Genomic DNA, 26,013 nt, shown 5'->3' on the forward strand with positions numbered 1-26,013 from the left:
AAAAAATTTAAGGGATTTGAACCCACATTACTCGTTAACAGGTATCCTGTATTTTAACCCCAAACTTAAAAAACTTGTATTTTTCACACTGGTCAAAATGTTATTATAAGAAAAATTAAAATCAAGAAGCGAAATATAAAAACCTGTACCAATTCCAAAACCAATTTTTCTCTGTGATAAAACATCTTGTTTTAAGTTATAAATACCTGAACTTATTCTTAAATAAGGAGAAAAAGGGTTTTTAAAACTGAAAGGAACATATTCAAACCCAATATTAAAATCAAATAAATTAAATCCCTTATAATCTTTTTGTGGAATAAAATAAGAATAATCAGATGATAAAGATAAACATAAGATATGATAAATCCTCAATCTGTAAGATAATTCAATTCCAAAACCAGCATTTGATACTTTAGCAAATTCTTGGAGAGGAACATTGCCCTTTAGAAGACTTAGAGAAAACTCGTGAATAAAATTTGAGGCAAAAAGGAAAGAGCTTAAAATAAAAAATAAAAATTTTTTCATCATATTTTATTTTAATACAATAAAATTATTTTTTTCAAATTCAAGTAGAAGAAGACCTTTAAATAAAATGTAGAATAGCATAACAATATTGAATTTTTCTGGTTTAATAAGATTAAAAGGGGTATCTACTAAAAAATGTTCTTGCATTTTGCTTTTTCCATAAATATAAAGCAACCAAATTATCTAATGAATTTTAAAAAAGTAAAAAATATTAAAGTCATAACACTTATTTGTCCGACCCAGAATATAAAAATCCATTTTATTATGTTTGCGAAGCTCTTTAAAATTTCAACTCTTAATTTCCCTGTTTCTTCAGTTATCCTTTTATCAAGTTTTGCATTTTCTTCAGTTATCCTTTTATCAAGTCTTGCAATATCTTCGGACCTTAATTTGTTAATCTCTTCTGCAATTCTTTTATCAAGTTTTGCATTTTCTTCAGTTATCCTTTTATCGAGTTTTGCAATATCTTCGGCTCTTAATTTATTAATCTCCTCGGTCAATTTCTTTTCATATTTTTCAGTCTGTAAATCAATTAAATCAATTTTCAGTTTTTCATTAGAAGCATTTAAAAGTTCAATTAATGCATCAACGCCGTCTTCCCCAAGTTTTTCCCTTAATACTTTTGGAATAGTTATTATTTTCATAATTTAAATTATAAAGAAAAAATTCGAAAAACTCAAATAGCATTTAGAACACATAACAATATTGAATTTTTCTGGGTGAATAAGATTTTTAGGAGCGCCTTTCTAAAAAATTTTCTTGTATAGTAAACACTCCAACTTAACTTCAAAAAAATCTTTTGTGATTTTGCACTCTCTCCTCAGGATATTTAAAAAAAAAGAATAAGTTGGGTATGCCCTGAGAAATTTTCCTTTTAGAAAGGAGGTGATCCAGCCGCACGTTCCCGTACGGCTACCTTGTTACGACTTCGCCCCAGTCATCCCGCCTGCCTTCAGCTCTACATAAGTAGAGCCTTCAGGCATTCGGGACTTCCATGGCGTGACGGGCGGTGTGTACAAGGGGCGGGAACGTATTCACCGCCGTATTGCTGACCGGCGATTACTAGCGATTCCGGCTTCACGGGGTCGAGTTGCAGACCCCGATCCGAACTGGGGGCAGGTTTTGGGATTTGCTCCCCCTTGCGGGGTCGCTTCCCTCTGTCCTGCCCATTGTAGCGCGTGTGTAGCCCCGGACATAAAGGCCACACGGACTTGACGTCATCCCCACCTTCCTCCCCCTCGTCGGGGGCAGTCCCCTTAGAGTGCCCAGCCGGGACATGCCCGCTGTAGCAACTAAGGGCGAGGGTTGCGCTCGTTGCGGGACTTAACCCAACACCTCACGGCACGAGCTGACGACAGCCGTGCAGCACCTGTGCCGGCTTCCCCCAGAGGGGGATCTCCCTCTCTTTCGAAAGGGATACTACCGGCATGTCAAGCCCGGGTAAGGTTCTTCGGTTAGCAACGAATTGAACCACGCGCTCCACCGCTTGTGCGCCCCCCCGTCAATTCCTTTGAGTTTCACCCTTGCGAGCGTACTCCCCAGGCGGCGGGCTTAACGGTTTCCCTGCGCCACGGATTCCCTAAAGGGATCCCACGGCTAGCCCGCATCGTTTACAGCTGGGACTACGGGGGTATCTAATCCCCTTCGCTCCCCCAGCTTTCGGACCTCAGCGTCAGGGACACCCCAGGGAGCCGGCTTCCCCACTGGCGTTCCCCACGATATCCACGCATTTCACCGCTACACCGTGAGTTCCGCTCCCCTCTGGTGCCCTCTAGTCGGGTAGTTTCGGACGCAGCCCATCCGTTGAGCGGATGGATTACACATCCGACACACCCGACCGCCTACATCCCCTTTAAGCCCAGTGATTCCGGGCAACGCTTGCCCTCCCCGTATTACCGCGGCTGCTGGCACGAGGTTAGCCAGGGCTTCCTCTGGGAGTACCGTCATACCGAGAGGCTATTCGCCTCCCAGCACATCGTCCTCCCCAACAGGGGTTTACACCCCGAAGGGCTTCTTCCCCCACGCGGCGTCGCTGGGTCAGGGTTTCCCCCATTGCCCAATTTTCTAGCCTGCTGCCTCCCGTAGGAGTGGGGCCCGTGTCTCAGTGCCCCTCGGGCCGGCCACGCTCTCACGCCGGCTACCCGTCATAGGCTTGGTGGGCCATTACCCCACCAACTACCTGATGGGACGCGGCCCCCTCCCTGGGCAGGAGCATGTAAAACAGAGGCCCCCCTTTCATCTCAGAAGGATGCCCTCCTGAGACAATATAGCGGATTAGCCCAAGTTTCCCTGGGTTGTCCGCTTCCCAGGGGCAGGTTAGCCACGTGTTACTCCGCCGTCCGCCGCTGAGGGGGTTTCCCCCCTCCGCACGACTTGCATGGCTAAGACACGCCGCCAGCGTTAGCCCTGAGCCAGGATCAAACCCTCCATCAAAAAATGATTTTCAAATTTAAAACTTCCTCTCCTCAGGGCATACCCAACCCAATTTTCAAATACCAAATTTATATATATTATTATAACTCAAAAAATTTTTTTTTTCAAGTCCCCCTTTAACTAATCTGAAATAATTATAAAATAAAATTTTCACAATTTCAAATTCTCTCTTTCAAAATTTTAACAAAAATCTTCTCAGCAATATCTCTATCAACTGATATTACACTCTCATCCAGTTCTATCATAAATAAAGGCCTTTTCTTTAAAACCTTTAATATTACCCCTGGCATTAAACCTAAACTAACAAGCTTATGCAAAATTCTCCTATCATCAGTATCAATAGAAATAACTTTAACAAATTCTCCTTCCTCCACATAGGTTAAAGGTAAATGAATGGGTTTTATAGTATTAAATTTCTTTTCACCACAACATTTACCACGAGGTATAGGCTTTCCATGAGGACAAAACCTCGGATGCCCAAATAGAGAACAAATTCTATCCGCTATCTCTTCATTTAAAATGTGCTCCAAACGACAAGCAGCTTCACTGGAATAATTATTATTAACTTCCACAAGCTCATGAAAAAGCCACTCAGCAAGTCTTAATCTCCTTATAATATCAGAAGCTGCATGTTTCCCTCTCTCGGTAAAACCCCATTTTCCATTCTCTCTTCTTACAAGCCCCAGTTTCATTAACTCTTCATAATCTTTTTCCTCTATTTTATACTTTATAACAGGTTGAAATTCTTCTTCGCTCCAACTTTCCTCTTTTAACCACAAAAGTTTTAATGCTTCCTCTATTCTTATTTCCATTTTAATTTCCCCAAAATTTTACTTAAAAAATTCTCAATTTTAACATCAGAAAATATAAAATTTTCGTAAAAACAATAAGGACACCTTGCAAATTTACATGAATTTTTAAAAATATTATAGGGACATTTCAAACATACCCTATTTTCATAGTCTGGCACAAAAGTGTTTCCACACAAATCACATTTTACCTTTAAACCGGCCATTTTGCAAGAACCATCCTTACTAAAAAACCTGCTGTAATAGCATAAATTATAACAAAAACTGAAATATAAAAGGCTACTTTTAAACCCCTCTCCTTTACTATAACTAAAAAATTAGCTATACATGGCATAAAGAGGGTAATTGTAACTGTACTTACAATCACTTGAGTAGCACTTAATAGTCCTTTTTCTTTCAACATAAGAAATCCTGCTGCACCATAATCCCTTCTTAAAAAACCCATTATAAAACCAATTGCTGATTCTTTCGGTAAACCAAGAAGGCTTGTAACTACTGGTCTAAATAATTCTTCAAGAAAATTAAGTATATGAGATAAATCAAGCATAAAAAGAAGAAAAGTCCCTATAATGAAAATTGGAATTACCTCCTTTAAATACCACTCCACTCTTGCTATTGTTTTATAAAATATATTTCTTAAACTTGGAATCCTCAAGGGGGGGATTTCCATTATAAAAAATGATTTCTCTCCCCTTATCACCTGAGAAGAAAAAAAACCAACAATAATCATACTTATAAATATCGTAACTCCCCAGATTATAAGTGCTGAAAAAGATATACCAGACATCAAAGCAAATATTACTCCCATCTGAGCAGAACAGGGAACAGCAAGTGCAAGCAAAAGTGTAACAATAATTTTTTCCTTTTTTGTTTCAAGAGTTCTTGTTGTTATAGTTGCCATTGTGTCACAACCAAGTCCAAGAATTAAAGGTAAAATTGCTCTCCCAGAAAGACCTATTTTTTTAAAAAAATTATTCAACAAAAAAGCAAGCCTCGGGAAATATCCTGAATCCTCAAGTATTCCAAAAGCAATAAAAAAAGTTAAAACAACAGGGAAAATTATGGCAAAACCATAAGTCAAAGCCATCGTAAAAATTCCAAATTCTCCAACAAAAAGAGCTTTTATTAAAAAAGGAACAGGAAGTAAATTAAATAACTTTATAAGGAAGGGATTTATAATTTCCCCGAATAACTTGTTTTCAAGCAAATCCACAAGAAAACCTGCACCAAAAACACCAACAAATAAATGAAGTAAATATAAAGTTATCACAATGAATATAAATCCTCCTACGGGATGTATCATAAAATTATGGAGTAAATCGCTTACTATGTTTTTATAAATTACTTCTCCTTTCTTCATTACAAGAGAAACAATTTTTTCAATATTTTTATTTATATCAGAAATAATATAAAATTCAACAGGTTCATAAAGAGAATTTTCAAAATTTTCCCTTATCTTTAGCATATAATTATAATCCTCCTCCTTTAACTTACTCTTTAAAAGATTTTCAATATCCTCAAACCTTGCAAGAAAAAGATGAATAATTCCCTCTTTTTTTTCAATCATACCCTCAAGTTTTTTATCTATTTTTTTAAAAATCTCAGTGATTTTCTTATCAGGCTTAAAACTAAAATAAGGAACAGAAGCCTTTTCTAAATTTAAAAATAGTTCCCTTATACCTTTTCCATGGATTGCAACAGTTTTTACAACAGGTATTTTCAGTTCATTACTCAATTTCTTTTCATCTATCTCAATACCTCTTAACTTTGCTTCATCAGTCATATTTAAAACCAGAACTGTTTTAAACTTAAATAAAGAAACCTGATACAGAAGAACTAAGGCTCTTTTAAGATTTTTTGAATCCGCAACTAATATCACAATATCCGGATTTTCTTCAAGTAAAATCCTTAAAGTCACTCTTTCATCCTCTGTTCTTGGCATTAAACTTTGAACACCTGGTGAATCTATCACATAAACATCCTTATTACCCTTTAAAAAACCCCCTGAAATTTCAACAGTTGTACCTGGATAATTGGAAACAGTCACATACTTTCCTGTAAGATGATTGAATATCACAGATTTTCCAACATTAGGATTTCCAACAATAACTATTTTTTTTACAGCAGACTTAATAAGAGTATTAAAATGTCCATGCATAATTTAATTTACTATAAATTTTTAAAAAATTCAAATTTTATTTGCCTTTAAAAATCTTCAATAATAAATTATAGGCATACATATTTCCTGCTATTATATTTCCTGTTTTTAGATGGTTTCTTTCACCTTCCATATCACTTGTTTTTCCTCCTGCTTCTTCAACAATTAAAACCCCGGCAAAGATATCCCAAGGCAAAAGTCCAAATTCAAAAAAACCATCATATCTTCCGCATGCCACATAGGCAAGGTCCTGGGATGCTGAACCAGGTCTCCTTAAGTCATCTGAATTTTCAAAAACTTCTTTAAATTTTCTATAATACAAATCCCAGTATTCCCTCCTTCTGAATGGAAAACCTGTTCCTATTATAAATCCTTTTTTTTTCCTTGATACCTGTATCCTTTTTCCATTTAAATAGGCACCCTCATTTTTTATTGCATAGAAAAGCTCATTTAAAAGGGGAATATAGATGAGCCCTACAAAAGGCTCACTCTTTTTTACATATGCAATTGAAAAGGAAAAAAAAGGTAATTTCTGGATAAAATTTCTCGTTCCATCAAGGGGATCACATATAAACATTTCTTCAACATAATCCCCACCCATCTCTTCACCTATAAAAGGGATATTTTTAAATTTTTTTGAAAGAATTTTTTTAACTTCCTCTTCTACTTTAAAATCCACCTCAGAAACATAATCCCTTTCCATTTTTTCTTTATATTTCAAATTATTTTTCTTATATTCTCTTATAAGAATATCACCTGCTTTAAGGGCACATTTTTTGAATTCTTCAAGAATTTCCTCATAAATTTTTCTCATCTTAAAAATATTTTTTGGGCATTATTTTCTTGAGTTCTTTCAAAAGCTCTTTTATTTTCTGAGATTCATATTTAGGAAAAATAAGTATAATATCACCTGAATCAATAAAAGCAAGGTTTTCAATTTTATAAAATATAATTTTTTTTCCCTTTGAAAAAACTATATTATTTTTTGAATCCAGAAAAATTGGATTACCCTTAGAAGTATTACCCTCTTTATCCCTCGGTAAAACATTTTCAAAGGAAAGGAAAGAACCAAGGTCTTCCCACCCAAAATCTGCTGGAATAGAGCTCAATCTATTTGTTTTTTCTAAAACACCATAATCTATTGAAGTTTCAGGAATCATTTCAAAAAATTTTTTTACCTTTTTGTTTTCAAGATATTTCAAAAGGTCGTAAATTGAAGAATTTGCTTCTTTTAATATATTAAAAAAGCTCTCAGCCTTAAAGATAAAAATTCCTGAATTCCACATAAAATTTCCTCTTTTTAAATAATTTAAAGCCTTCTCCTTATCAGGTTTCTCATGGAATCTTAAAACTTCCCTTATTTCCAGGTTATCTTCTCTATAAAGAGAATTACCAAGCTCTATATAGCCATAACCTGTTTCAGGTCTATTAGGTTTTATTCCAAAAGTAAGAATAGAGTCTTTAACGTTTTTAAAGGCAAAATTTACTATCCTTTTAAAATTTTTTTCATCTTTTATTATATGGTCAGCAGGAAATATACCTATAACAGCATCCTTTGATTTTTTATATATATAAAAAGTGCTGTAAATACATGTAGCAAGGGTATTTCTTGGAAATGGTTCTTTTAAAATTTTAACACCCGGTAAATACTTTTTAGTGAGATTTGCAAGATAAGAAGGAACTATTACAATTATATTTTTTTCAGGAACTATTTTTTTTAATCTATTATAAGTAAGATTTATAAGTGGTTTATCAAGTATTTCAATAAAAGGTTTTGGCTTTTTTTCTCTTGAAAGTGGCCACAACCTTTCACCCTTTCCACCAGCCATAATTACCGCAAAGAAATTCTCCATTTAAAAACCCTCCTTTAAAATATAATCCCTAAATTTTTGTGCATCTTCCCACATATATATGTTATTAAACAAAACAAAAACTTCTCCCTTAACCCCTTTTATAATTTTTTTAATTTCTTCAAAATCCACCTCATTAAATTTGTATTTATACATTTTTCTTCCATGCAACCTTAAATAAATTGGGGAAGTCTCAACAATTACTTCCTGATGAAAAGGATCAACTGCCTGAAAAATTTTACATTCTTCAAATATTCTTTTAAGAGTATTTTTATTCCAATTTCCTCTTACTTCCCAGAAAAAAAGTAAACCACTTTTGTTTTTAAAAAAATTTTTAATATTTTTTACATTTTCTTCTGTTTCACTAAAAGAAGAAGGAGTTTGAAATACTATACCCTTTGCATTACAGATTTCAGCAAATCTTTCTATATCAAACCATGCTTTTTCCACTTCTTCTGTATTTTTGAAAAAACCATAATTTCCCCTTTCACCGTATTCTTTTTTTGACCTTTTGTAAGTAGGAGAAGAAGCTGGATGAGTGATATGCTGGGGTGCCTTTAAAAAAAGAGAAAAATCTTTTAAATTTTCTATTTTTTTTCTCAAATTTAAAGCCTTTTTCTCTACTGGTACAGTATAAAAGGTCTCCTGAATTTCACAGGTATTAAAAAAATCAAAATAGTTTTTCCTTGAGGGAGAAGCACATAACCCTATGTAAATCTTCATAAAAAATTAAGGTTTTTCTTCTTTAAAAACTCTACTTATAAAAAAACCAAGTAATAAACTTATTAAAAAGGCTGGAAAAAGTTCATAGAGGTATTTTGTCAATTTAAAAACATCCTTCCATAAGATAGTAACAAGAGGACCTGTTATAAGACATGATACTGCTCCAAATCTATTGAATTTTTTATCATAAAGGGAAAGAATTATTACTGGTGAAAAGGCAGCACCAAGTGCACTCCAAGCATATAAAACAAACCTGTAAATAAATCTGACCTCTATTAAAGCCAAGAAAATAGCAATTATAGAAAGAATAAGTATTAAAAATCTTGTTCCCCAAACAAGAAATTTTTGTCCTGGTCTTTTACCCTTAAAAGCAAGAAAAAGGTCATTTATTAAAGTTGTTGATGAATACATTAATTGAGAATCCGCAGTGGACATAATAGCAGCAGTTACAGCAGAAAGAATAATACCTGCAAGTACAGGATGTAAAAAGGAACTTGTAAATAAAGGCAAAATCCTTTCAGGATCTGAAGGGAGAGATAATTTACCCATCTCAACCAGAACTCTACCCGCTATCCCAAGTGTACAGGCACCAAAGTAAGATAAAATTGCCCAGGATATAGCAATGAAACCTGCCTTTTTACCTTCTTCTTCATCCTTCACTGTAAAATACCTTATGATTATATGGGGCATACCAGGATAACCAAAAGCAATTCCAATTGCCTCACCTATTAAAAAACCAAGAATAAAAAGAGAGAAATTTTGAGGTCCCCAGAGCTGTGTAAGTCCTATTTCAGATGCTTTCTTTAGAAATTCTAATGGGCCTCCCGAAAAAAATATTGCTATAACAGGAAAGATAACAAGGACAAAAACCATTAAAAGCCCTTGCAAAAGGTCAGTATAGGATACAGCTGCATAACCCCCCATAATAACATAAATTGCAATAATAAAAGCACCTATAAAAACACCAGTCCTGTAACTTGTAAGTCCCATTCCTTCCAGCTGTTTACCAGAACCTGTAAATTGTGCAACAACATAAGCAGTCATAAATAAGACAATAATAAGACTTGATAAAACCCTAAAAATGTGACTCTTATCCTTTAATTTATACTCAATATAATCGGAAATTGTAACACTTTTATATAGATCCGTTTCTCTTTTTAATTTTGAAATTATAAACAAAGCATTGAACCAGTAACCGAGAATTCCCCCAAGAGCAATCCAGTATGAACCAAAACCATGAACAAATCCGTAACCTGACAGACCTAAAATTAACCAGGCACTTTCAGCGGAAGCAGAAGCAGAAATTGCTGTAACCCATTTACCAAGATTTTTTCCTGCAACCACAAAATCTTCATAGGTTTTTGAATATTTTTTCTCTCCTATAAAACCAATTGTTATTAAGAGAATAAGATAAAATACAAAGGTTACCCAGATAACAAATTGAGAAGCATTCATTTTTTATCCCCTTTTATATATCTTAATACCGAATACCACATTAAAAAAGTTGGAATTATTATAAAAATTAAAAATAAAATTAAATCCCTTAACAATTTCATAAATATTTTATAAGAAAATTAAAGAATAATTTTCAAGTGTTTAAAAAACGCAGAATAATATCATCAAGAATCTTTTCTAATTCTTTCTCATTAACAGTCTCAATAAAAACTATATCTTTTTCATCTGGTTTCTCGTATTTTTCTTTTTGTTTTAAATAAATTTCCCATCTTCCATCAGAAACATCTCCTTTCCTCTTTGAAAGTCTTTCTTTTATTAAATCAGGTGGTGTTTCAATCCAAAGAATCAAAAGCTTAACATTTAATTTTTTTGAAATTTCCCTTAATTTATTTCTTTTATTCTTATCAAGAAAACTTGCATCAAGAATAACATTTTTAGATTCTCTTAAATATCTTTTAGTCCTTTTAAACATTTCCTTATAAACTTTCTCTGTCATTTCTTTACTATAAATTCCCTTTTCAAAATCTTCATAAACATGTTGATTTAAATTTATTCCGGAAATTTCTTTTCTGATAACATCTGATCTTAAAACTACGCAATCAATTTTTTTACTTATTATATTTGCAACAAAAGATTTTCCTGCCCCTGTAAAACCACTTACAGCTATAATAAAAGGTTTATTCTTTTTTAATTTGGATTTCTTTAATTTTTTTTCTTCTTTCATCTCTTATATTTTTCCTAAAAATTGCACCTTCAAGAATTTTTTGAATTTCATATTCAGGTAACTTTTTTAGATTTCCTTTTTCATCAAGATGAACAAAAACCATATAGGAACTAACCACATGTCTAAATTCTTTCTTTTCAGGATTCTCAGCAAAAACCTTTACAAAAATTTCTAAACTTGTTTTAAATACTGATGTTATATAAGCCTCCATATTTAAAATTTCTCCTAAATAAGCAGGGGCAAGAAAATCCATTTCATCAACAGATGCTGTAACACATATTCCCTTTGCATACTTTCTCGCAAGGATAGCAGCAAGCTCATCCATAACCATTAATACTTTTCCTCCGTAGGCTCTTTTTAAAAAAAGTGTATCCTCAGGAAAAATAACTCTGTGAGCAGTTATTGACCACTTAGTCTCTAAAGTGCTAAACTCTGGTGGATTATTTTTTAAGTCTAAAATTCTCTTTTTCCTTCTCTCTCTCCTTTCAATTGCCATTTTGTAAATTTTTTCTTCCTCTTCATTTTCAGGGTAAACTTTTCTATTAATTATTCTTTTATTACCCTCACTATCAAGTGCTACAAAAGATAGGTTTGATATACATGCAAGTTCTTCTTTGTCATATCTCCCTGAAAAAACATTAACACCTATCTCAATTGAAGTATTACCAACATATTCAACAAAAGATTCAAAAATTAAAATATCTCCAATTTTAACAGGTTTAATAAAATCAATTGAATCCATTGAGCCAATTACACAGGGACCTTTTGTAAATTTAGTAGCAAGAAGAATACCTGCATCAAGTATCCATCTCATCATATAACCACCATATAAACTTCCTATTGAATTAGCATGCTCAGGAAAAACTACCCTTATATACTCGGATTTTGTTTTACCAATAGGTACTTTTTCCAATTTAACCTATCTCTTCTAAATACCTTTTTAACTTCTCAAAAGGATTATCAGAATGGGTAATAGGTCTTCCAATAACTAAGAAATCAGCTCCCTTTTCCTTTGCCTCCCTTGGAGTAATTATCCTTTCCTGATCAAAAGAGAGATCCTCTTTTAGCCTAATTCCAGGAACAACTGTTAGAAATTCCTTACCACAAATTTTTTTAACAATTTCTATTTCCTCACCTGATACAACAACACCATCCAGACCAGCAGATTTTGAAAGCTTAGCAAGCCTCTCTATTTCTTCATCCATCGTCTTTCTCGCACCTGAAACATCCTTTAATGTTGCCTCTGACATACTTGTAAGTATTGTAACTCCTATAAGTAAGGGTCTTTTTCCTTCTTCAACTTCCCATAAAGTTTTACAAGCTGATTCAAGCATCTCAAAACCACCAAGGGTATGAAGAGTTATCATATCAACACCCAATTCACTTATTTCTTTTATTGCAAGAGAAACAACAGAAGGAATATCAAAGAGTTTAAGATCAAGAAAAACTTTTGCCCCTTTTTCCTTGAGCTCTTTCACAAATTTATTGCCTGCATTTATATAAAGGGGGTATCCAATTTTAAACCACCTTACAAGGGGAAAAAGTGCACTCACCCATTTTTCAGCAATATCTTTTTTATTTGTATTAAGAGCAATTATTATTTCTGTCAGGGTTTTTCCTCCCTTATTTTTCTTATTTGCATACAGCCTATTATTTTTTTTATATCATTAATTTTATGTCTTCTCATATAATCCTCTGTATCCTTTATTATTTTATTTATTATTCCAGGCTCCACAAAGAGCATACTTCCTATCTGACAGGCTCTTGCACCTGCCATTAAAAATTCAAGAGCAGATTTATAATCATAAATTCCACCAATACCTATGATTGGGATTTTCACCTCCTGATAAACTCTATAAACAATATAAAGTGCAATTGGATGAATACAAGGTCCAGAAAGGCCAGCAACTCCCCTTGGAATTACAAACTCTCTTCTTTCCACATCAATAGCCATCCCCATTATTGTATTAATGAGAGAGAGTCCATCTGCACCTTTTTTTTCGCACTCCTTTGCTATATCAATAATATTAACAAAATTAGGAGCAAGCTTTACAAAAACAGGACCAGCTTTAAATTTATTTTTTACAATTTCAACAATTCTTCCTGCACTTTTTTTGTTCTGCCCAAATTCCATACCACCTTTATCAACATTAGGACAGGATAAATTAAGCTCAATAGCATGAACACAGGCTCTATCCAACTCCTCTGCTAAAAATTCAAACTCCTCTTCTTTTTCACCAAAAACATTCACAATAACAGGAATATCAAGTTTTTTTAAAAGAGGCCATTTTTCATTTATAAATCTTTTTATACCCACATTTTCAAGTCCAATTGAATTAAGTAGGCCACAGGGTACTTCAGCAATTCTCTCAGGTGGATTTCCTGCTCTTTCCTTTATGCTTATTCCCTTCGTGACAATTGCTCCAAATTCCTTTATATTTACAGCCTCTGTATGGTAAATAAGTTCTGTTCCATAAGCAAATGTTCCAGAAGCAGGCATAAAGGGATTTTTTAACTTTAAACCTGCAAGATTAACTTCTAAATTCATATTTCTATTTCAGAAAGTTTAAATAATGGACCCTCTGTACAGGTTCTTAAATAATTATTAGAGCTTTTACTTTTAACAGCACATCCCATACATATTCCAAAACCGCAAGCCATAGTGCCTTCCATTGAAACATATGTTCTTTCAGGTGGTAAAAATTTAAAAGCCCTTAACATAGGAAGGGGACCACAGATAATAAACATTGATTTTTCTAAAATTATATATTTATCTTTTATAAGTTCCTTAACAAGATCCGTAACAAGCCCTTTGAAACCAAATGATCCATCCTCAGTGCTTATTAATACATTATCTGTAATTTCTTGAATCCTTGAGTACAGGTATTCATTCGGGGCTGTTTTTAATCCATAAATAATCTTAAAAGAACTCAAAGAATAATACTTTGCGTAAAACATAAGTGGTGCTATACCTGTTCCACCTCCAATTAGAATTATTTCAAGATCAGAGGGCGGGTCTAAAAAAGGCCTGCCAAGTGGCCCAATAAGATCTATTTTCCCTCTTTTTCTTTCATAAAGCAATTTTGAACCCGAACCTAAAACCTTTATTAAAAATTCAATGACATCATCCTCAACATTCCATACACTGTAAGGTCTTCTGATAAAAGGATAAAGAGAATTTTGAACTTTAATATTAACAAATTGACCTGGTTTTACCCTTTTTGCTATTTCATCTGCTGATATTATAAGTTGAAACATTCCATCGCCTAAATCTATATTGTTTAAAATCTCACCCTCAATTTTTTTCAAATAAATCTCTCGTGATAACATAATAAAAACTCCCTTTATATTTTTCTTCTAAAATCTTAAAAAATTCTTTAGCTTTCATTTCATCTTTTATAAAGTTTCTGTAAATAAATATAATAAGATATAAAACCCTCGGAATTTCTCTATCTTCTGAAAAATTTTTAACATACTCTTCAAAAAGTTTTAAAGCTTTTTTGTATAATCCAAGGTCAATATAATAGGACTCAGCAATTTTAAGAATTTCCTCTTTCAATTTATCCCCTTCTAATTCCTTTAACTTTTCTTCATTTTCAATCAAATTTAACCATACACCTGACTTTACACCGTAATTTGTTGAAGGAGAAAATTTCTTAATTTCAGACAATACATCTTTCAAAGGAATTAAGCTATCCTCTTCAAAGTAAATCTTGGCAAGTTCAAATCCAATTTCCTGTTTTTTAATATAATCTTCCCCCCTTAACATAAAATTTTTGAAAAGTCTCTTCAATTCAGAAATATTATTCTCTTTTATGTAAATTTCCTGAAGAATTTTTAATACCTCATAATTTTTATTTTCAGAATCAAAATTTTTTAAAATCTTTTTTGCTTTTTCAAAATCACCCTTTTCCTTGTATGCTTCAGCCAGTAAAATATATAAATCTCTATTTTTTTCCAGATCCTTAATAAAACGCATAGCTGAATCCACCATCCCTATCTTTAAAGCAGAACGAACATAAATAGGTATTGCTCTTTCCTTTAAAAAAGAATTAGATATTATCTTCCTTGAATAGTGAAGTGAAGAGTCATATTCTTCACTTATTTCAAAATATTTTGATTTATAAAAATAAAATTTAGGACTTTCTTTTTTTGGATAAAGAGAAAGAACAAAAAGAGAATTTTCAAGGTCTTTTTTTTGGAAAAGATAATTTAAAAGAGAATCACAAAACATATATGTAAAAAAACTTTTTGGAAAAAATCTTTGAAGTTCTTCATACTTTTTAATTGCATTTGATTTTTCATCTATTCTTATGTAAATCATACCTGAATAAAAAATAGCATCATCAAGAAATGGAGAATCAGGAAAATATTTTATAATTCTTAAAAACTTTTCAAGGGATTTATCATATAAAGTTTTAATCTCCTGAGTCAAGTTTTTTTTATTTTGAAAGAATCTTTTTTCTGCATCTCTGTAATATTTTTTGGCATTATAATATGTATTAAAATAACTCCTGAAAAAAGAACAAGAAGATAAAATCAAAAAAATAAAAATTAAATTCTTAAACAAATAATTATGTAGATCCAGACCCAAACCTTACTTTTCTGAACCTTGCAGGAGGAGAAGCATGACCTACATGCATAGATTGACCCGGTTCACCCTTTCCACAGGTTAAAAGTCCATAAAGAATTTGATCTTTCCCTATACCATCACAGGAATTCCAGAAATCTGGTGTTATACCATAATAAAGAGGGTCTCTCACAATTTCTCCAGTTAATTTCCCGTTTTTTATTCTGTAACCTATTTCACAGGCAAACTGGAAATTAAGCCTTTTTTCATCAATACTCCATGATTTATTAACATCAATTAAAAAACCATCTTTAATATCAGAAATAAGCTCTTCCAATGTTTTATCACCTGGTTCAAGGTTTATATTTGTCATCCTCACTATTGGAATCCTGTTCCAACTTGAAGCCCTTGCAGCACCAGAAGACTCTGAATTAATATGAATTGCAGTATCCCTTGATGAAAGATATCCTGAAAGAACACCTTCCTTAATTAAATAAATTTTTTTTGCCCTTGTCCCTTCATCATCAAAACCAAATGTGCCAAGTCCTTTCGGATAAGTAGCATCAGCAGTGATATTTACAATTGGAGAAGCATATTTAAATTTAAAAAGTTTATCAACTGTAGCAAAACTCGTTCCTGCATAAGAGGCTTCATAACCTAAAACTCTATCCAGTTCTGTAGCATGACCTACTGACTCATGAATTTGAAGAACCATCTGACCAGGCATAATTACAAGATCAAACTCCCCTTCAGGTGCTGGTGGAGCATTAAGTAATTTATCTGCTTCTTCTGCTATTTTGAAAGCATTTTCCTTAAAGTCTTTCTTATCTATGACCTCAAATCCTCCCTGTAAATAGTTACCACCGTGACTTTCTGGATAAGATCGAACCTGAAGAATTCCATCCTTAAAGGTATAGACTGAATAACCTCCTCCTGAATGATAAATTACCTGGTGTATATCGTGACCATCAGTGGAAACAAAATATTTCTCTTCTTTAAAAAATCTTAAAAGGCAGTTTCTCAAAACAGCATACTTAGAATTTTTTAATATCTCATCTATCTCAAATAAGAAATTTAATTTTTCATCAAGAGGAACCTTGAAGGGGTCAATTTCAACATAAGAAAAATAATTCCCTCTTGAAGGTTCTTCCCTTACCAGTTTATATCCAAAGGAATTATATTTACTGGAAGCATCACATAGTTTTTTTGCAAGTTTTACAGTTTCAAAAACTTTTTCTTTACTAAAATCATTTGAAGCTGCAAAACCCATTCCTCCATTATGGAAAATTCTTATTCCGTATCCTCTATCTTCATCCCTTGCAAAAATTTCAAGGTTTCCATTTCTTAAAGAAATGAATTCAGATTCCTTTTCAACAATCCTTATTTCTCCATAGGAAACTTTCAAAATTTCAAAAACATTTAAAGCCTCATTTATAATTTCTCTCATTTAAAAAATTTTTATGGAGCCGAGGGGACTTGAACCCCTGACCTTCGGAGTGCGATTCCGACGCTCTCCCACCTGAGCTACGGCCCCTTGTCTATTATTATAAGACAAAAACCTTAACTGAAAGTAAAATAAATTAAAAGAACTTCAAATAAAACCCTTAATCTTGCATCTCCAAGAATACCAGTTGAGAAAATTAAAGGAAATAAAATAATTATTAAAAGAAAACTATCTTTAAAATTTTTTAATAATTTTTTAAAAAATAAAAAAATAAGTAAAATATGGAAAAAAATTGAAAATAAGAGTATAAAAACTCCCTTTAGTTCTAAAAAAATTATTCTTTCTTTAAAAATTTTTTCTAAGCCTTTTAAAATTTCCCCCCTAAAAAATAAATTAAAAACTTCTTGTTGAACTCCTTTAGCGATATCTTCTCCTCTTATATAAACTATAAGAGATTTCAATGAAATAGGTGAAAAAAGTGTATTAAAAGAAAAAACAAAGTGGGAAATTAAAAATTCCGGAAAGGTTCTTTTAAGTTCCTTTAAAGAAATTTTTATCATCCCGTAATAAATATCTCCTTCCTTAAAATTTTCTCCCAGTTCCTTTAAAAGTTCATCACTCATCTTTTCCCTTGCTTCACTGAAAGGAATTTTATCTTTTAAAGAAACAGAAAAAGGAATATAATAGGTAAAGAAACTGACAGGAATAACACTTGAAAAACCTAAAAATCTCACATTTTTGTAAATGATTAAAACCCATATAAAGGAAATCATCAAAGGAAAAATTAATATAAAAAAAGCCCTTTTAAATTCCCTTATAATAAGAAAATACATAAATAAAAATAATGGCAACAAAAGGGCAACAGGTTTTATATAAGGGAGAAGAGAGAGAATTAAAAGAGAAAAAAGAAACAGGTTTTCCTTTAAAAAAATATAAAGAAAAAAAAGAAAAAAACCAAAGAAAAAATCAGCTGTTGGTAAAAGAGAATGAAAATTTAAATTCGGAGAAAGAATAAAAAAAATTGAAAATAAATAAAAACTTTTCTTTTTCATTTTTTTATAAGAAAAAAAAAGCAAAATTATAGAAAGAATAACATTGATAACAAAATTAGTTAAAGGAGATTTATTTAATTTATAAAAAATTGAAAGAAAAAAAGGAAAAAGAGGAGTTCTATAAGTCTCAAATTTTCCATTTCTTATAAAACCTTTTCCCTCACATAAGTTTAAGGCAAGCTCATGATACTCTTTTGCATCTGAAACTGATTCAAGAATTCTTCTTGGCTCGTTCAAACCTTCAAGAATGTAAAAAATTCTTGTTATTAAAAGAAAAAAAATTATAAGAAAAAGAGTAAATCTATAATTCAGGATAATTTTCTTTATTCTTAACACAGTATTTTAAAAAAGCCTCATATGTCCAGGGCATCTTTTCTTTGAAAATTTTTAAAATACATTTTGCATATTCCCTTATTTCATATTGAGCATGAATATCAAGTCTTAATCTCAAAAAATTCATCAAGCTCCTCGCATTAACTGTCCAGTAAAACTGCGTATAAGTTGAGAGAGGACATACAATCCTTGCAATTTCCCTTGCTACCCCTCTTTCAAGAAGTTCTCTATAAACTTCAAAGGATTTTTCAAAAATATCCTGCATCTTTTTCAATAGCTCCTTTTCCTCCCTAATATCACCAAATTCACTCATCTGCTTATCCTTTTTTGATTGAACCCTTAACTTTTCTGGTAAATAATATTCATCTTTGTATTCAGTATATCTACCTGAAATTTCATTATAGGAACCCCATCTATGCCTGAACCACTGTCTGGCAACAAATATTGGACACTTCACATGAAATTTAAAAACCGAATGCTCAAAAGGTGTCATATGCTCATTTTCCATTAAATAAAATAAAAGCTTTTTATCCTTTTCTTCTCCTTTTAAACCCGAACCATAAGAAACTCTCGCAGATTGAACAACAGAATTATCACCTCCCATAAATTCAACAAGGCGTAAGAAACCTTTATCAAGAACTTTAAATTCCATTTTTAAATAGTTATTTTGCTCTATTTATTACTTCTTTTTCAATTAAAAAGGCAAAAATATGGAGTATCAATTCATGAACTTCCTGTATCCTTGGAGTCGAATTGGAAGGAACATTAATTAATACATCGCAAATTTCATGAACCGGTGGATTTTTATCTCCTGTAAGATAAATTATCTTTATTCCCATCTCCTTTGCCTTTTTACAGGCTCTGTTAACATTCTCTGATTTTCCTGATGTTGATATTGCTATTAAAGAATCACCTTCTTTTCCTAAAGCATCTATCTGTCTTGAAAAAACATTTTCAAAACCTGTATCATTAGAAATCGCTGTAAGAGACGATGTATCAGTGGTTAGTGCAATTGCTGCAAGTCCCTTTCTTTTATCAACCCTATATTTTCCAACAAGTTCAGCGGCAAAGTGCTGGGCTTGAGCAGCTGAGCCTCCATTTCCACATATTAAAATCTTTCCGCCACTTAATAGAGATTGAGTTAAAATTTTTACTGCCTCATTTATTAAAGTGGCAGAGTTTAAAATCTTTTTTTTAATTTCAATTGATTCTTCAATTTCGGATAAAATAAGGTCTATCATTTTAAAAAAGTAACTTTTAAGGATTTGAACCTCTTAAAACAAAAACCTTAAAAATTTCTCCCATAGCTTCAGGATTAATCAAGTAATTTAACTGACTGATTAGTTTAAGTCTTTCTTTACTTTTAAGTTCTCTTTCATATTCAAAAATTTCTTCTAAATAATTTTTTAAAAAATTACACAATTTTTCAATTTTAATAATTTCAAAGCCTGAAAGTTCAAATTTCCTCTTTAAAAAATCAATATTTAAAGTCCTTGTTATATCTTTTTCACCAATTTTATCATAAAAATTATAAGAAACAGAATGTTTTTTAAAAGCCCTTGCGGTTCCTTTTCTTATTTTCATAATCTCATTCAAACTTTCTGCGTAATCTAAAAAAATTAAAAATGATTCTTTAATTTTATCTTTAAGTTCCTTTAAAAAAATTATAATATCATCTGAATATTCAAAAATAGAATTATCAGGTATTTTATCCATAAAGTAATTTAAAAAACTATCATCATACCTTTTAAGGATTTCTTTTTTATTTTCAAGGTCAACCATAATTTCAAATATTTTACCACTCATTTTAACAAGTCTTCTGAAAGGAAAAGCGTCTAAAACTTCTATAATTATTATGAAACCTTTAAAATTTTTTATTTCTTTTAAAGAATCAAGAAAAATTACCTCTTTTAAATTTTTAAGTCTCTCCCTTGCAATTCTTAAAAGATTTTCTGAGGGTTCATAAAAGAAATATTTAATTTTCCTCATAATTTTCAAAAAATTTTCACAGAATATTCCCTCACCACCACCTATTTCTAAAATATCGTAAGTATTAAGTTCTTTCCCTTTTTCTTCAATGAATTTTTTAAGGGATAGAATTAAGGGTAAGGAAAAATTTGAAGGGGTTATAAAATCACCCTTTTCACCTGTCAAAAATTCTTTTTTTGTATAGAAACCTTTTTCCCCATAAAGAGCTTCTTTCATAAAATCTTTAAAGGAAATTACCTTTCCCTTAATTCTCTCCATATAAAATCCTTTGCTCTTTTCAATTCAAAAGATGTGAAGGTAGAACCATGTCCAGGATAAAACCTTCCTTCAAGTTCAAATAAAATTTCAAGAGTTTTCTTCAAAATTTTTTTATCTTCAACAAATAAAGAGATTCTGGGTTTATTTAAAAAAGGGTTAGGACCAATAAGTGTGTCACCAATAAAGTAATTATTTTCTATTTTAAAAGTAACAGAACCATATGTATGTCCTGGTGTTTCAATTATATAAATACTATTCAAATCTTTTAAACTATCCCTTTCAAAGATTTCAAATTCGGCAAATCTTTTTAAAAAATTCAAGCTAAAATAAAGTATGTTTGAATAAAAAGTTCCCTTTGATGGTGGAAGATGAATTATTTTATTTTTTACAAATTCATAATCCCTCTCATGTATAAAAATTTTTGTTCCATTTTTTTGCAAAAAGCTTGCATTTCCAATGTGATCCCAGTGACCGTGTGTTATAAGTAAAAAGTCTAATTTTTCTTTAAGAGAATTTATTTTTCTTCTTTCAAAAGGTGAGCCTGAATCTATAAGTATTTTTTTTCCATTCAATTCTACTAAATAAAAAACAGAATAAAAGGAAGAAATTCTTTTAATTTTCAATTTAAAGATCTATAAATCTTTGATGATAAATTCTTAAAAGCCCCAGGTTTACAGATTTTCTCGCAAAGGTAATAAGGAACCCTTTAAATTTGGGAGGGTTCTTTGACAATATAACAACCTTTTCCTTGGTAAAAATATATAAAATTGTTCTATTATCTTTATTATAACTTTTAAAGAAATTAATAAGGTCTCTTCTATCCTGAGGGGAAATATTAAAGGAAACTTCCTCATAAATTGAATTACCATTTTCATCTGTCACAATAATTCCATTAACATCAGGATTTTTTAACATTTCTTTTAAATAAAAAAAACCTTTCTTACCTTTTGTTATTCCTTCCATTTGAGCTTTTTAACTATCCATCTTAATGTAACAAAATTTGTATTTTTCTTAAAAATAAGAAATTTCCATTTACCATATCCCTTGAAACCTACTTCTGGTAAATCCTTTTCAACAATTATTTCTCGAGGTTCCCCGATGCCCCATTTTTTAAAGTAAGCTTCAATAACTGTAACAAAGGGAAGAAGATCATCATTTTCTCTTATCTCTTCAAGCTCGTCAATACCTTTTAAAAAATCAAAAAGCTCTTCTTTTTCTTCAGCTAATTCAATTTCTTCTTTTCTTTCAATATCCTCTTTTTTTTCTATTTTAATTTTTTCTTCCTCAATTATTTGTTTATCTTTCTTTTCCCTTATTTCTCTCAGTTTTTCTTTTAAATATTTTACTTTTTCCTGATCCTTTTGAAGTTCTGCTATTTTTATCCAAAGGGAAAGAGCTCTTTCGGAAAAAGGGCTTGACCTTAAATAATCCTTTAAAAGAGTCTCAGCTTCAATAATTAAGTTATGTTCAATATACTCCTCAACAAGTTCAAGAAGTAGACTGGACCTTGGATCATAAAAAAGTTTTTCTTCTTTCATATTAAGAGTTTTCTCTTATCAATTTCTAAAAGTAAAGTCCTTAGAAGGGATAAAAGTCTATCAATTCTTTCCTTTAAGTCAGGAGTTGAATATTCATAAGCTTTTTCCCATGCTTTAAGTGCTCCCTGAAGGTCTCCAAATTTAACTCTTACAAAACCCATACCATAGTAGCCTAAGGGGTTATGTGGATCCCTCCTTATTACTTGATAATACTCCTGTGATGCAAGTCTATAATTTTTTAAAAGGAAATATAGATCAGCAAGAAGAAGATGAGCCATTATAAAATCAGGATAAAGGGAGAGAGCTTTACTCAAAAAAGCTTCAGCTTCTAAATATTTACCCTTTTTTATCATATCCCTTGCTTTTAAAAAAAGCTCTTCTGCCTCTCTTTTTGCTTTTTCTTCAATAGCTTTATCCACTTCCTTAAATTCTATAATACCTCTTTCATGTAATCTTATTATCTCTTTTGCTACTTCAATAGAAGACAATCTAAATTCCTCCATAATATCCTCAATTTTTCTTCTTCCATCCACAAGGGAAAGTATTTTCCATTCAAGAGGAGAAAGGTCAAGAGCGGAAGCACCCTCATTTAGCCATTTTTCAGATAAAACGGGAACAAGGGAATAGGATGGTATTTTTTTTGAAATTTCTTCCCATTCATCAAGTCTTCTTGAACTCTCAAGTAAAATATCTTGAATATCAAAAGAAAATGGATCTGGCAAAACTTCTCCTTCATCTTTTATTTCATCAAACCTAAATATTCCCTTTTTCCATGAAAGAATTTCAAACATTCTTGTTTCATTAGACATTCTTAAAATTTTTATAATTGGGGAAAGATCTTTAATTTTTTCATAGGCAATTTTTAAAATTTCTTTCTCATTAAATTTTAAATCTTCCTTTAAATCTTTCAAAAGACCTGACTGTTTTATTTTTGTATATAGGAAATCATCACCAACTATTGTTATAAGCTGTAAATTACCTCTCTTTAAAATAATCTCTGCAGAATTTTTTTCCTTTTTAAGTTCATTTATAGCTTTAATCTTACCTGTTTTTCTATTCATAGCAAGTATCTGCAAAAAATCAATAAGGGAAAGTTCTTCAAGTTTACCTTCAATTGGCATTAAATTCGCACCTCCTTTTCAAGCATTTTTAACCATTTTAATGCAAGTGCAGAATGTTCCTTTGCCTTTTTTGCAAGAGGTGAATTCTCGGAAAGCCTCACAACTTTAGTCCATTCTTCAATTGCTTTTGCATACTTTCCAATTAAAGCGTAGCATACACCGAAATAGAAATGCAATTCCTCTTTTAAAAAGAAATCCTTTTGCAAGGATTTAAAAATCTCTATAGCTTCTTTGTATTTACCCTTTGCTGTAAGTTCAATGGCAATTAGAAGATCAGCATATTTAGTAGCTCCCTCTTTCTTTAAAACCTCTATTTTATTTCTAAAATTTTCTTCATCCTTTAATTTTAAAGAACATCTCGCATATGCATAAAGTGCTTCCTTATTTTTACTATCTTCTTTAATGATTTTTTCATACTCTTTTCTTGCCTCCTCGTATCTTTCGAGTTTTTCAAGCAATTCACCAAACCACATTATTATCTTATTATCAGGTTTAGATTTTTTTAATACCTTGTTTAAAACTTCCAAGGCTTCATTCAATTCACCCTTTCTTTCCTTTATTTTTGCCTTTAAAAGTAAAACATCAATGTACTCTTTATCTTTCTTTAGAATCTTATCTAATTCTTCCTCTGCCCTATCATATCTTTTTGTTCTATAAAATACATGTGCAAGGTGCAATCTTATTCTATCATCCTCTTTTTCTTTAAGTAATTTAAAATAAAAATTCTCTGCATTTTCATAAAAACCAAGGTTTTCGTAAGCAAGGGCAAGTAAATAAAGAATCTCCTTATCCTCAGGATATTTTTTATTAAGGGGAAGTAAAAGCTTAAGGGCATTTTCAAAATCCCTATTCTTTAAAAGAATTTTAACTTTTTTTAACTCAAGAAACTTATCACCCTCAAATTCTTCAACCTCTTTAGAAGGGAAAATTCTTGATTCAACAGGTCTTGGGGAACCTTCAATAGCAAATAGATATTGGAATACATTTGCCTTTTCTTCTTCCTTAAAACTAACATCTTCACCGTTTATTTTTGAAAGTAAAAAGGCAGCATAAGAAAAATCAGGTTCTATTCTTAAAGCTTCTCTCAAAAGTTCTTTTGCTTTATATTTTTCTCCAATCTCATTAAGTATTTTTGCATAAAGAGTAAGATAAAATGGGTTCTCCTTTTCAATTTCATTAATCTCTTTAAGATACTGAAGGCTTTTTTCCAAATTATTCTCTTCAATTGCTATGAGAGATAAATTATAAAGTGGAACTATAAAACCTGGCTCAATTTCATAGGATCTCTGAAAATATTCTTTGGCTTTTTCTCTATTTTCATTTGCTATTATACAGGCTAAATTATTTAAAGCATAAGGATAATTCTTTATCCCTTCGAAAATTTTTCTTGCTTTTTCTGTATCTCCCCTTCTCGAAAGAGCTATTGCGTACATATTCCATGTATGAAAGTCCTTTTCTTTAATTTCTTCTATTAAAGAAATAGCCTTATCCCAGTTCTCTTCAAGTAGAAAGATTTCAGCCTCTATTTTCTTTAATTCGGGTCTTGTATCATCCATTTTCTTTAGTTCTTCAAGAATATTCTTTGCTTCCCTCAAGAAGAGTTTGTTTTTGTATGCTTCAAGAAGATTAAGTCTTGATTCAAAAGGATCTGCTTTTATCTCAATTATTCCTATGGATTCCTGTAATAATTCCTCAATAGATGGAGCTTCTTCATCTATACCAAGTGCTCCTTGAACTTTTGATATCCTGGGGTCAAGCTCTTTTGCCTTTATAGCTTCTTCTAAGGCTTCTTCTAAATATCCTTTTTCTCCAAGAGCGAAAGAAAGATAAAGATGAGCTTTTGCATTGTTTGGGTCTTTTTCAATTACTTCTCTTAGAACTTTTATTGCTGAGTCATAATTTCCCTGATTATATAAAACTTCTCCCAGATCAAGTTTAATATCTAAATCTTCTGGTAGAATTCTTTGAGCTCTTCTAATTGCTGCAATTGCCTCTGGAAATTTTCCCATTTTTTTGTAACATCTTATCACCCCTTTAATTGCTTCCTTATTTTTTGAATCTCTTAGCAAAACCTCTCTATACTCCCTCAAAGCATGTGAGTATTTTGCTAATTGGTAAAGGGTCTTTGCATATTCAAGCCTTGCGTTAATATCCTCAGGATTTTGTTCTACTTTCCTAAAATATTTATCAATAAGATCTTCTTTTTTCTTGGTTTTTTTTAAAATTATTTCAAGATTGATTCTTGCTATATTAAAATCTGGATCAATATCAAGAGCTTTTTTAAGCTCATTAATAGCTTCATCAAATAAGCCTCTGTTGAAATAAACTACCGCAAGGTTGTTATGAGCTGCTGGATCAAATGGATCAATCTTTGTAGCAAAAGACTTCAAAATTCTAATCTCTTCCTGAGTAGGAGATCTCATTCAAAAAAGGATTTTAATTTTTCCTGAATTATACCAATTGCGTGTTCATCAGGTAAAAAGAAAAATGCTATCTTTATTTCTAATCCATTTTCTATTTTCAAAATTGACTTTATGCATAAAGCAAAACCTCTTTCTGCCTCAATCTGAAGAAAAGCATCTGAAAGAATAGCCCTTATATTATCATTCTTTAAAAAGGGTACAGTAGGTAGGGCTAAAAGTCCAAGAAAATCTGATAAGGCTGTCATATATGCTCCTGTGATAATATTCCCCACTTCCTTTAAAGCAGATTCTTCCTGTTCATTAATTTCAGAAACCCTTTCTCTGATTAAAAGAGATAAAAGGGAAATAGCTTCTTCTTTTGAAAGTAAAAGGAGAGTAAGTCCGGTAAGATCTCCTAAAAAATAAAGAAGAATTCCAATAGCTTCTTCATCAGTCTTACCTGCAACTTTTTCAAAAACAGTTCCCATATCACCTATAAAAACCTCAGGTACACTCATCATTACCTTTCTGTTTATAAGACCAGAAAGTGCGGTGGCTGCATGACCGCAACCAATATTTGCTACTTCCCTCAAACCTTCAATACCAAAAATTCCTTCTTCTTCTTTCAT

Annotated in this window: 26 protein-coding genes, 1 tRNA gene and 1 rRNA gene; all 28 read right to left on the bottom strand. The window is 31.5% G+C overall.

The genetic code is table 11. The features are described 5' to 3' along the window. Positions 1 to 27: 27 nt before the first annotated feature. The 28 genes from ABIN17_04355 to ABIN17_04490 all read right to left on the bottom strand — a co-directional run bounded on the left by ABIN17_04355 (position 28) and on the right by ABIN17_04490 (position 26,013). A complete protein-coding gene (locus ABIN17_04355; GenBank protein MEO0284291.1) occupies positions 28 to 525 on the bottom strand; it encodes a hypothetical protein in 498 nt (165 codons plus the stop codon). A gap of 6 nt (positions 526 to 531) precedes the next feature. Beyond that, positions 532 to 672, bottom strand: coding sequence for a hypothetical protein (locus ABIN17_04360; GenBank protein ID MEO0284292.1), 141 nt, complete (start codon positions 670 to 672; stop codon positions 532 to 534). A gap of 32 nt (positions 673 to 704) precedes the next feature. Then, positions 705 to 1,169 (bottom strand): hypothetical protein, encoded by a 465-nt coding sequence (locus tag ABIN17_04365; GenBank protein MEO0284293.1) that lies wholly within the window; start codon positions 1,167 to 1,169, stop codon positions 705 to 707. Between the two features lie 234 nt (positions 1,170 to 1,403). Next, positions 1,404 to 2,958, bottom strand: a 16S ribosomal RNA gene (locus tag ABIN17_04370). Positions 2,959 to 3,116: 158 nt separating this feature from the next. Beyond that, the gene (locus ABIN17_04375) at positions 3,117 to 3,770 is read right to left on the bottom strand and encodes a metal-dependent transcriptional regulator (protein ID MEO0284294.1); all 654 of its coding nucleotides are present in this window, start codon (positions 3,768 to 3,770) and stop codon (positions 3,117 to 3,119) included. A gap of 190 nt (positions 3,771 to 3,960) precedes the next feature. Next, positions 3,961 to 5,925, bottom strand: a complete 1,965-nt coding sequence (gene feoB / locus ABIN17_04380; protein ID MEO0284295.1) for a ferrous iron transport protein B — start codon at positions 5,923 to 5,925, stop codon at positions 3,961 to 3,963. A 37-nt stretch (positions 5,926 to 5,962) separates the two neighbouring features. Next, positions 5,963 to 6,739: an inositol monophosphatase family protein gene (locus ABIN17_04385; GenBank protein MEO0284296.1), complete on the bottom strand. Its 777-nt coding sequence runs from the start codon at positions 6,737 to 6,739 to the stop codon at positions 5,963 to 5,965. Position 6,740: 1 nt separating this feature from the next. Next, positions 6,741 to 7,778, bottom strand: coding sequence for a sugar phosphate nucleotidyltransferase (locus tag ABIN17_04390; GenBank protein MEO0284297.1), 1,038 nt, complete (start codon positions 7,776 to 7,778; stop codon positions 6,741 to 6,743). Next, positions 7,779 to 8,498, bottom strand: a complete 720-nt coding sequence (locus tag ABIN17_04395; GenBank protein ID MEO0284298.1) for a DUF72 domain-containing protein — start codon at positions 8,496 to 8,498, stop codon at positions 7,779 to 7,781. It abuts the gene before it with no gap. Positions 8,499 to 8,504: 6 nt separating this feature from the next. Then, the gene (locus ABIN17_04400; GenBank protein ID MEO0284299.1) at positions 8,505 to 9,953 is read right to left on the bottom strand and encodes a sodium/proline symporter; all 1,449 of its coding nucleotides are present in this window, start codon (positions 9,951 to 9,953) and stop codon (positions 8,505 to 8,507) included. A 133-nt stretch (positions 9,954 to 10,086) separates the two neighbouring features. Further along, complete coding sequence (locus ABIN17_04405; protein ID MEO0284300.1) at positions 10,087 to 10,677, bottom strand: AAA family ATPase; 591 nt, start codon at positions 10,675 to 10,677, stop codon at positions 10,087 to 10,089. Continuing rightward, positions 10,631 to 11,590, bottom strand: coding sequence for an acyl-CoA thioesterase (locus ABIN17_04410; GenBank protein ID MEO0284301.1), 960 nt, complete (start codon positions 11,588 to 11,590; stop codon positions 10,631 to 10,633). The genes ABIN17_04405 and ABIN17_04410 overlap by 47 nt, the downstream gene beginning before the upstream one ends. A gap of 1 nt (position 11,591) precedes the next feature. Continuing rightward, positions 11,592 to 12,323 carry an orotidine-5'-phosphate decarboxylase gene (gene pyrF / locus ABIN17_04415; GenBank protein ID MEO0284302.1) on the bottom strand — a complete coding sequence of 244 codons (732 nt, stop codon included), beginning with the start codon at positions 12,321 to 12,323 and terminating at the stop codon, positions 11,592 to 11,594. Beyond that, positions 12,284 to 13,225 (bottom strand): dihydroorotate dehydrogenase, encoded by a 942-nt coding sequence (locus tag ABIN17_04420; GenBank protein ID MEO0284303.1) that lies wholly within the window; start codon positions 13,223 to 13,225, stop codon positions 12,284 to 12,286. Before ABIN17_04420 ends, pyrF begins: the two co-directional genes overlap by 40 nt. Beyond that, positions 13,222 to 13,986: a hypothetical protein gene (locus ABIN17_04425; GenBank protein MEO0284304.1), complete on the bottom strand. Its 765-nt coding sequence runs from the start codon at positions 13,984 to 13,986 to the stop codon at positions 13,222 to 13,224. Before ABIN17_04425 ends, ABIN17_04420 begins: the two co-directional genes overlap by 4 nt. After that, on the bottom strand, positions 13,973 to 15,271 hold the full coding sequence (locus ABIN17_04430) for a tetratricopeptide repeat protein (GenBank protein MEO0284305.1): 1,299 nt from the start codon (positions 15,269 to 15,271) through the stop codon (positions 13,973 to 13,975). Before ABIN17_04430 ends, ABIN17_04425 begins: the two co-directional genes overlap by 14 nt. Next, positions 15,252 to 16,694 (bottom strand): TldD/PmbA family protein, encoded by a 1,443-nt coding sequence (locus ABIN17_04435; protein ID MEO0284306.1) that lies wholly within the window; start codon positions 16,692 to 16,694, stop codon positions 15,252 to 15,254. The genes ABIN17_04430 and ABIN17_04435 overlap by 20 nt, the downstream gene beginning before the upstream one ends. A 14-nt stretch (positions 16,695 to 16,708) precedes the next feature. Beyond that, positions 16,709 to 16,781: transfer RNA gene (locus ABIN17_04440), tRNA-Ala, on the bottom strand. Positions 16,782 to 16,807: 26 nt separating this feature from the next. Further along, complete coding sequence (locus tag ABIN17_04445) at positions 16,808 to 18,079, bottom strand: hypothetical protein (GenBank protein MEO0284307.1); 1,272 nt, start codon at positions 18,077 to 18,079, stop codon at positions 16,808 to 16,810. Beyond that, positions 18,045 to 18,728 (bottom strand): FAD-dependent thymidylate synthase, encoded by a 684-nt coding sequence (gene thyX / locus ABIN17_04450; protein MEO0284308.1) that lies wholly within the window; start codon positions 18,726 to 18,728, stop codon positions 18,045 to 18,047. The genes ABIN17_04445 and thyX overlap by 35 nt, the downstream gene beginning before the upstream one ends. Positions 18,729 to 18,738: 10 nt before the next feature. Then, the gene (locus ABIN17_04455; GenBank protein MEO0284309.1) at positions 18,739 to 19,317 is read right to left on the bottom strand and encodes an SIS domain-containing protein; all 579 of its coding nucleotides are present in this window, start codon (positions 19,315 to 19,317) and stop codon (positions 18,739 to 18,741) included. Positions 19,318 to 19,333: 16 nt separating this feature from the next. Further along, positions 19,334 to 20,323 carry an SAM-dependent methyltransferase gene (locus tag ABIN17_04460; GenBank protein MEO0284310.1) on the bottom strand — a complete coding sequence of 330 codons (990 nt, stop codon included), beginning with the start codon at positions 20,321 to 20,323 and terminating at the stop codon, positions 19,334 to 19,336. Continuing rightward, on the bottom strand, positions 20,299 to 20,946 hold the full coding sequence (locus tag ABIN17_04465; protein ID MEO0284311.1) for an MBL fold metallo-hydrolase: 648 nt from the start codon (positions 20,944 to 20,946) through the stop codon (positions 20,299 to 20,301). Before ABIN17_04465 ends, ABIN17_04460 begins: the two co-directional genes overlap by 25 nt. Position 20,947: 1 nt before the next feature. Further along, on the bottom strand, positions 20,948 to 21,286 hold the full coding sequence (locus tag ABIN17_04470) for a hypothetical protein (protein ID MEO0284312.1): 339 nt from the start codon (positions 21,284 to 21,286) through the stop codon (positions 20,948 to 20,950). Continuing rightward, a complete protein-coding gene (locus ABIN17_04475; protein ID MEO0284313.1) occupies positions 21,274 to 21,861 on the bottom strand; it encodes a hypothetical protein in 588 nt (195 codons plus the stop codon). Before ABIN17_04475 ends, ABIN17_04470 begins: the two co-directional genes overlap by 13 nt. Then, positions 21,858 to 22,982: a DUF4388 domain-containing protein gene (locus ABIN17_04480; GenBank protein ID MEO0284314.1), complete on the bottom strand. Its 1,125-nt coding sequence runs from the start codon at positions 22,980 to 22,982 to the stop codon at positions 21,858 to 21,860. The genes ABIN17_04475 and ABIN17_04480 overlap by 4 nt, the downstream gene beginning before the upstream one ends. Next, on the bottom strand, positions 22,982 to 25,405 hold the full coding sequence (locus ABIN17_04485) for a tetratricopeptide repeat protein (protein MEO0284315.1): 2,424 nt from the start codon (positions 25,403 to 25,405) through the stop codon (positions 22,982 to 22,984). Before ABIN17_04485 ends, ABIN17_04480 begins: the two co-directional genes overlap by 1 nt. Beyond that, the gene (locus ABIN17_04490; protein ID MEO0284316.1) at positions 25,402 to 26,013 is read right to left on the bottom strand and encodes a chemotaxis protein CheC; all 612 of its coding nucleotides are present in this window, start codon (positions 26,011 to 26,013) and stop codon (positions 25,402 to 25,404) included. The genes ABIN17_04485 and ABIN17_04490 overlap by 4 nt, the downstream gene beginning before the upstream one ends.

Source organism: candidate division WOR-3 bacterium (assembly GCA_039803925.1).
Taxonomy (GTDB): Bacteria; Hydrothermota; Hydrothermia; order Hydrothermales; family JAJRUZ01; genus JBCNVI01.

Bases quoted from the DNA above. Each gene is read 5' to 3' on its own strand.
- ABIN17_04360 (MEO0284292.1), bottom strand. From the start codon at position 672: ATGCAAGAACATTTTTTAGTAGATACCCCTTTTAATCTTATTAAACCA.
- thyX (MEO0284308.1), bottom strand. From the start codon at position 18,728: ATGGAATTTAAAGTTCTTGATAAAGGTTTCTTACGCCTTGTTGAATTT.
- ABIN17_04490 (MEO0284316.1), bottom strand. From the start codon at position 26,013: ATGAAAGAAGAAGAAGGAATTTTTGGTATTGAAGGTTTGAGGGAAGTA.
- ABIN17_04475 (MEO0284313.1), bottom strand. From the start codon at position 21,861: ATGAAAGAAGAAAAACTTTTTTATGATCCAAGGTCCAGTCTACTTCTT.
- ABIN17_04395 (MEO0284298.1), bottom strand. From the start codon at position 8,498: ATGAAGATTTACATAGGGTTATGTGCTTCTCCCTCAAGGAAAAACTAT.
- ABIN17_04435 (MEO0284306.1), bottom strand. From the start codon at position 16,694: ATGAGAGAAATTATAAATGAGGCTTTAAATGTTTTTGAAATTTTGAAA.
- ABIN17_04355 (MEO0284291.1), bottom strand. From the start codon at position 525: ATGAAAAAATTTTTATTTTTTATTTTAAGCTCTTTCCTTTTTGCCTCA.
- ABIN17_04400 (MEO0284299.1), bottom strand. From the start codon at position 9,953: ATGAATGCTTCTCAATTTGTTATCTGGGTAACCTTTGTATTTTATCTT.
- ABIN17_04375 (MEO0284294.1), bottom strand. From the start codon at position 3,770: ATGGAAATAAGAATAGAGGAAGCATTAAAACTTTTGTGGTTAAAAGAG.
- ABIN17_04385 (MEO0284296.1), bottom strand. From the start codon at position 6,739: ATGAGAAAAATTTATGAGGAAATTCTTGAAGAATTCAAAAAATGTGCC.
- ABIN17_04470 (MEO0284312.1), bottom strand. From the start codon at position 21,286: ATGGAAGGAATAACAAAAGGTAAGAAAGGTTTTTTTTATTTAAAAGAA.
- ABIN17_04455 (MEO0284309.1), bottom strand. From the start codon at position 19,317: ATGATAGACCTTATTTTATCCGAAATTGAAGAATCAATTGAAATTAAA.
- ABIN17_04420 (MEO0284303.1), bottom strand. From the start codon at position 13,225: ATGAATTTAGAAGTTAATCTTGCAGGTTTAAAGTTAAAAAATCCCTTT.
- ABIN17_04365 (MEO0284293.1), bottom strand. From the start codon at position 1,169: ATGAAAATAATAACTATTCCAAAAGTATTAAGGGAAAAACTTGGGGAA.
- ABIN17_04480 (MEO0284314.1), bottom strand. From the start codon at position 22,982: ATGCCAATTGAAGGTAAACTTGAAGAACTTTCCCTTATTGATTTTTTG.
- ABIN17_04485 (MEO0284315.1), bottom strand. From the start codon at position 25,405: ATGAGATCTCCTACTCAGGAAGAGATTAGAATTTTGAAGTCTTTTGCT.
- ABIN17_04390 (MEO0284297.1), bottom strand. From the start codon at position 7,778: ATGGAGAATTTCTTTGCGGTAATTATGGCTGGTGGAAAGGGTGAAAGG.
- ABIN17_04460 (MEO0284310.1), bottom strand. From the start codon at position 20,323: ATGGAGAGAATTAAGGGAAAGGTAATTTCCTTTAAAGATTTTATGAAA.
- feoB (MEO0284295.1), bottom strand. From the start codon at position 5,925: ATGCATGGACATTTTAATACTCTTATTAAGTCTGCTGTAAAAAAAATA.
- ABIN17_04405 (MEO0284300.1), bottom strand. From the start codon at position 10,677: ATGAAAGAAGAAAAAAAATTAAAGAAATCCAAATTAAAAAAGAATAAA.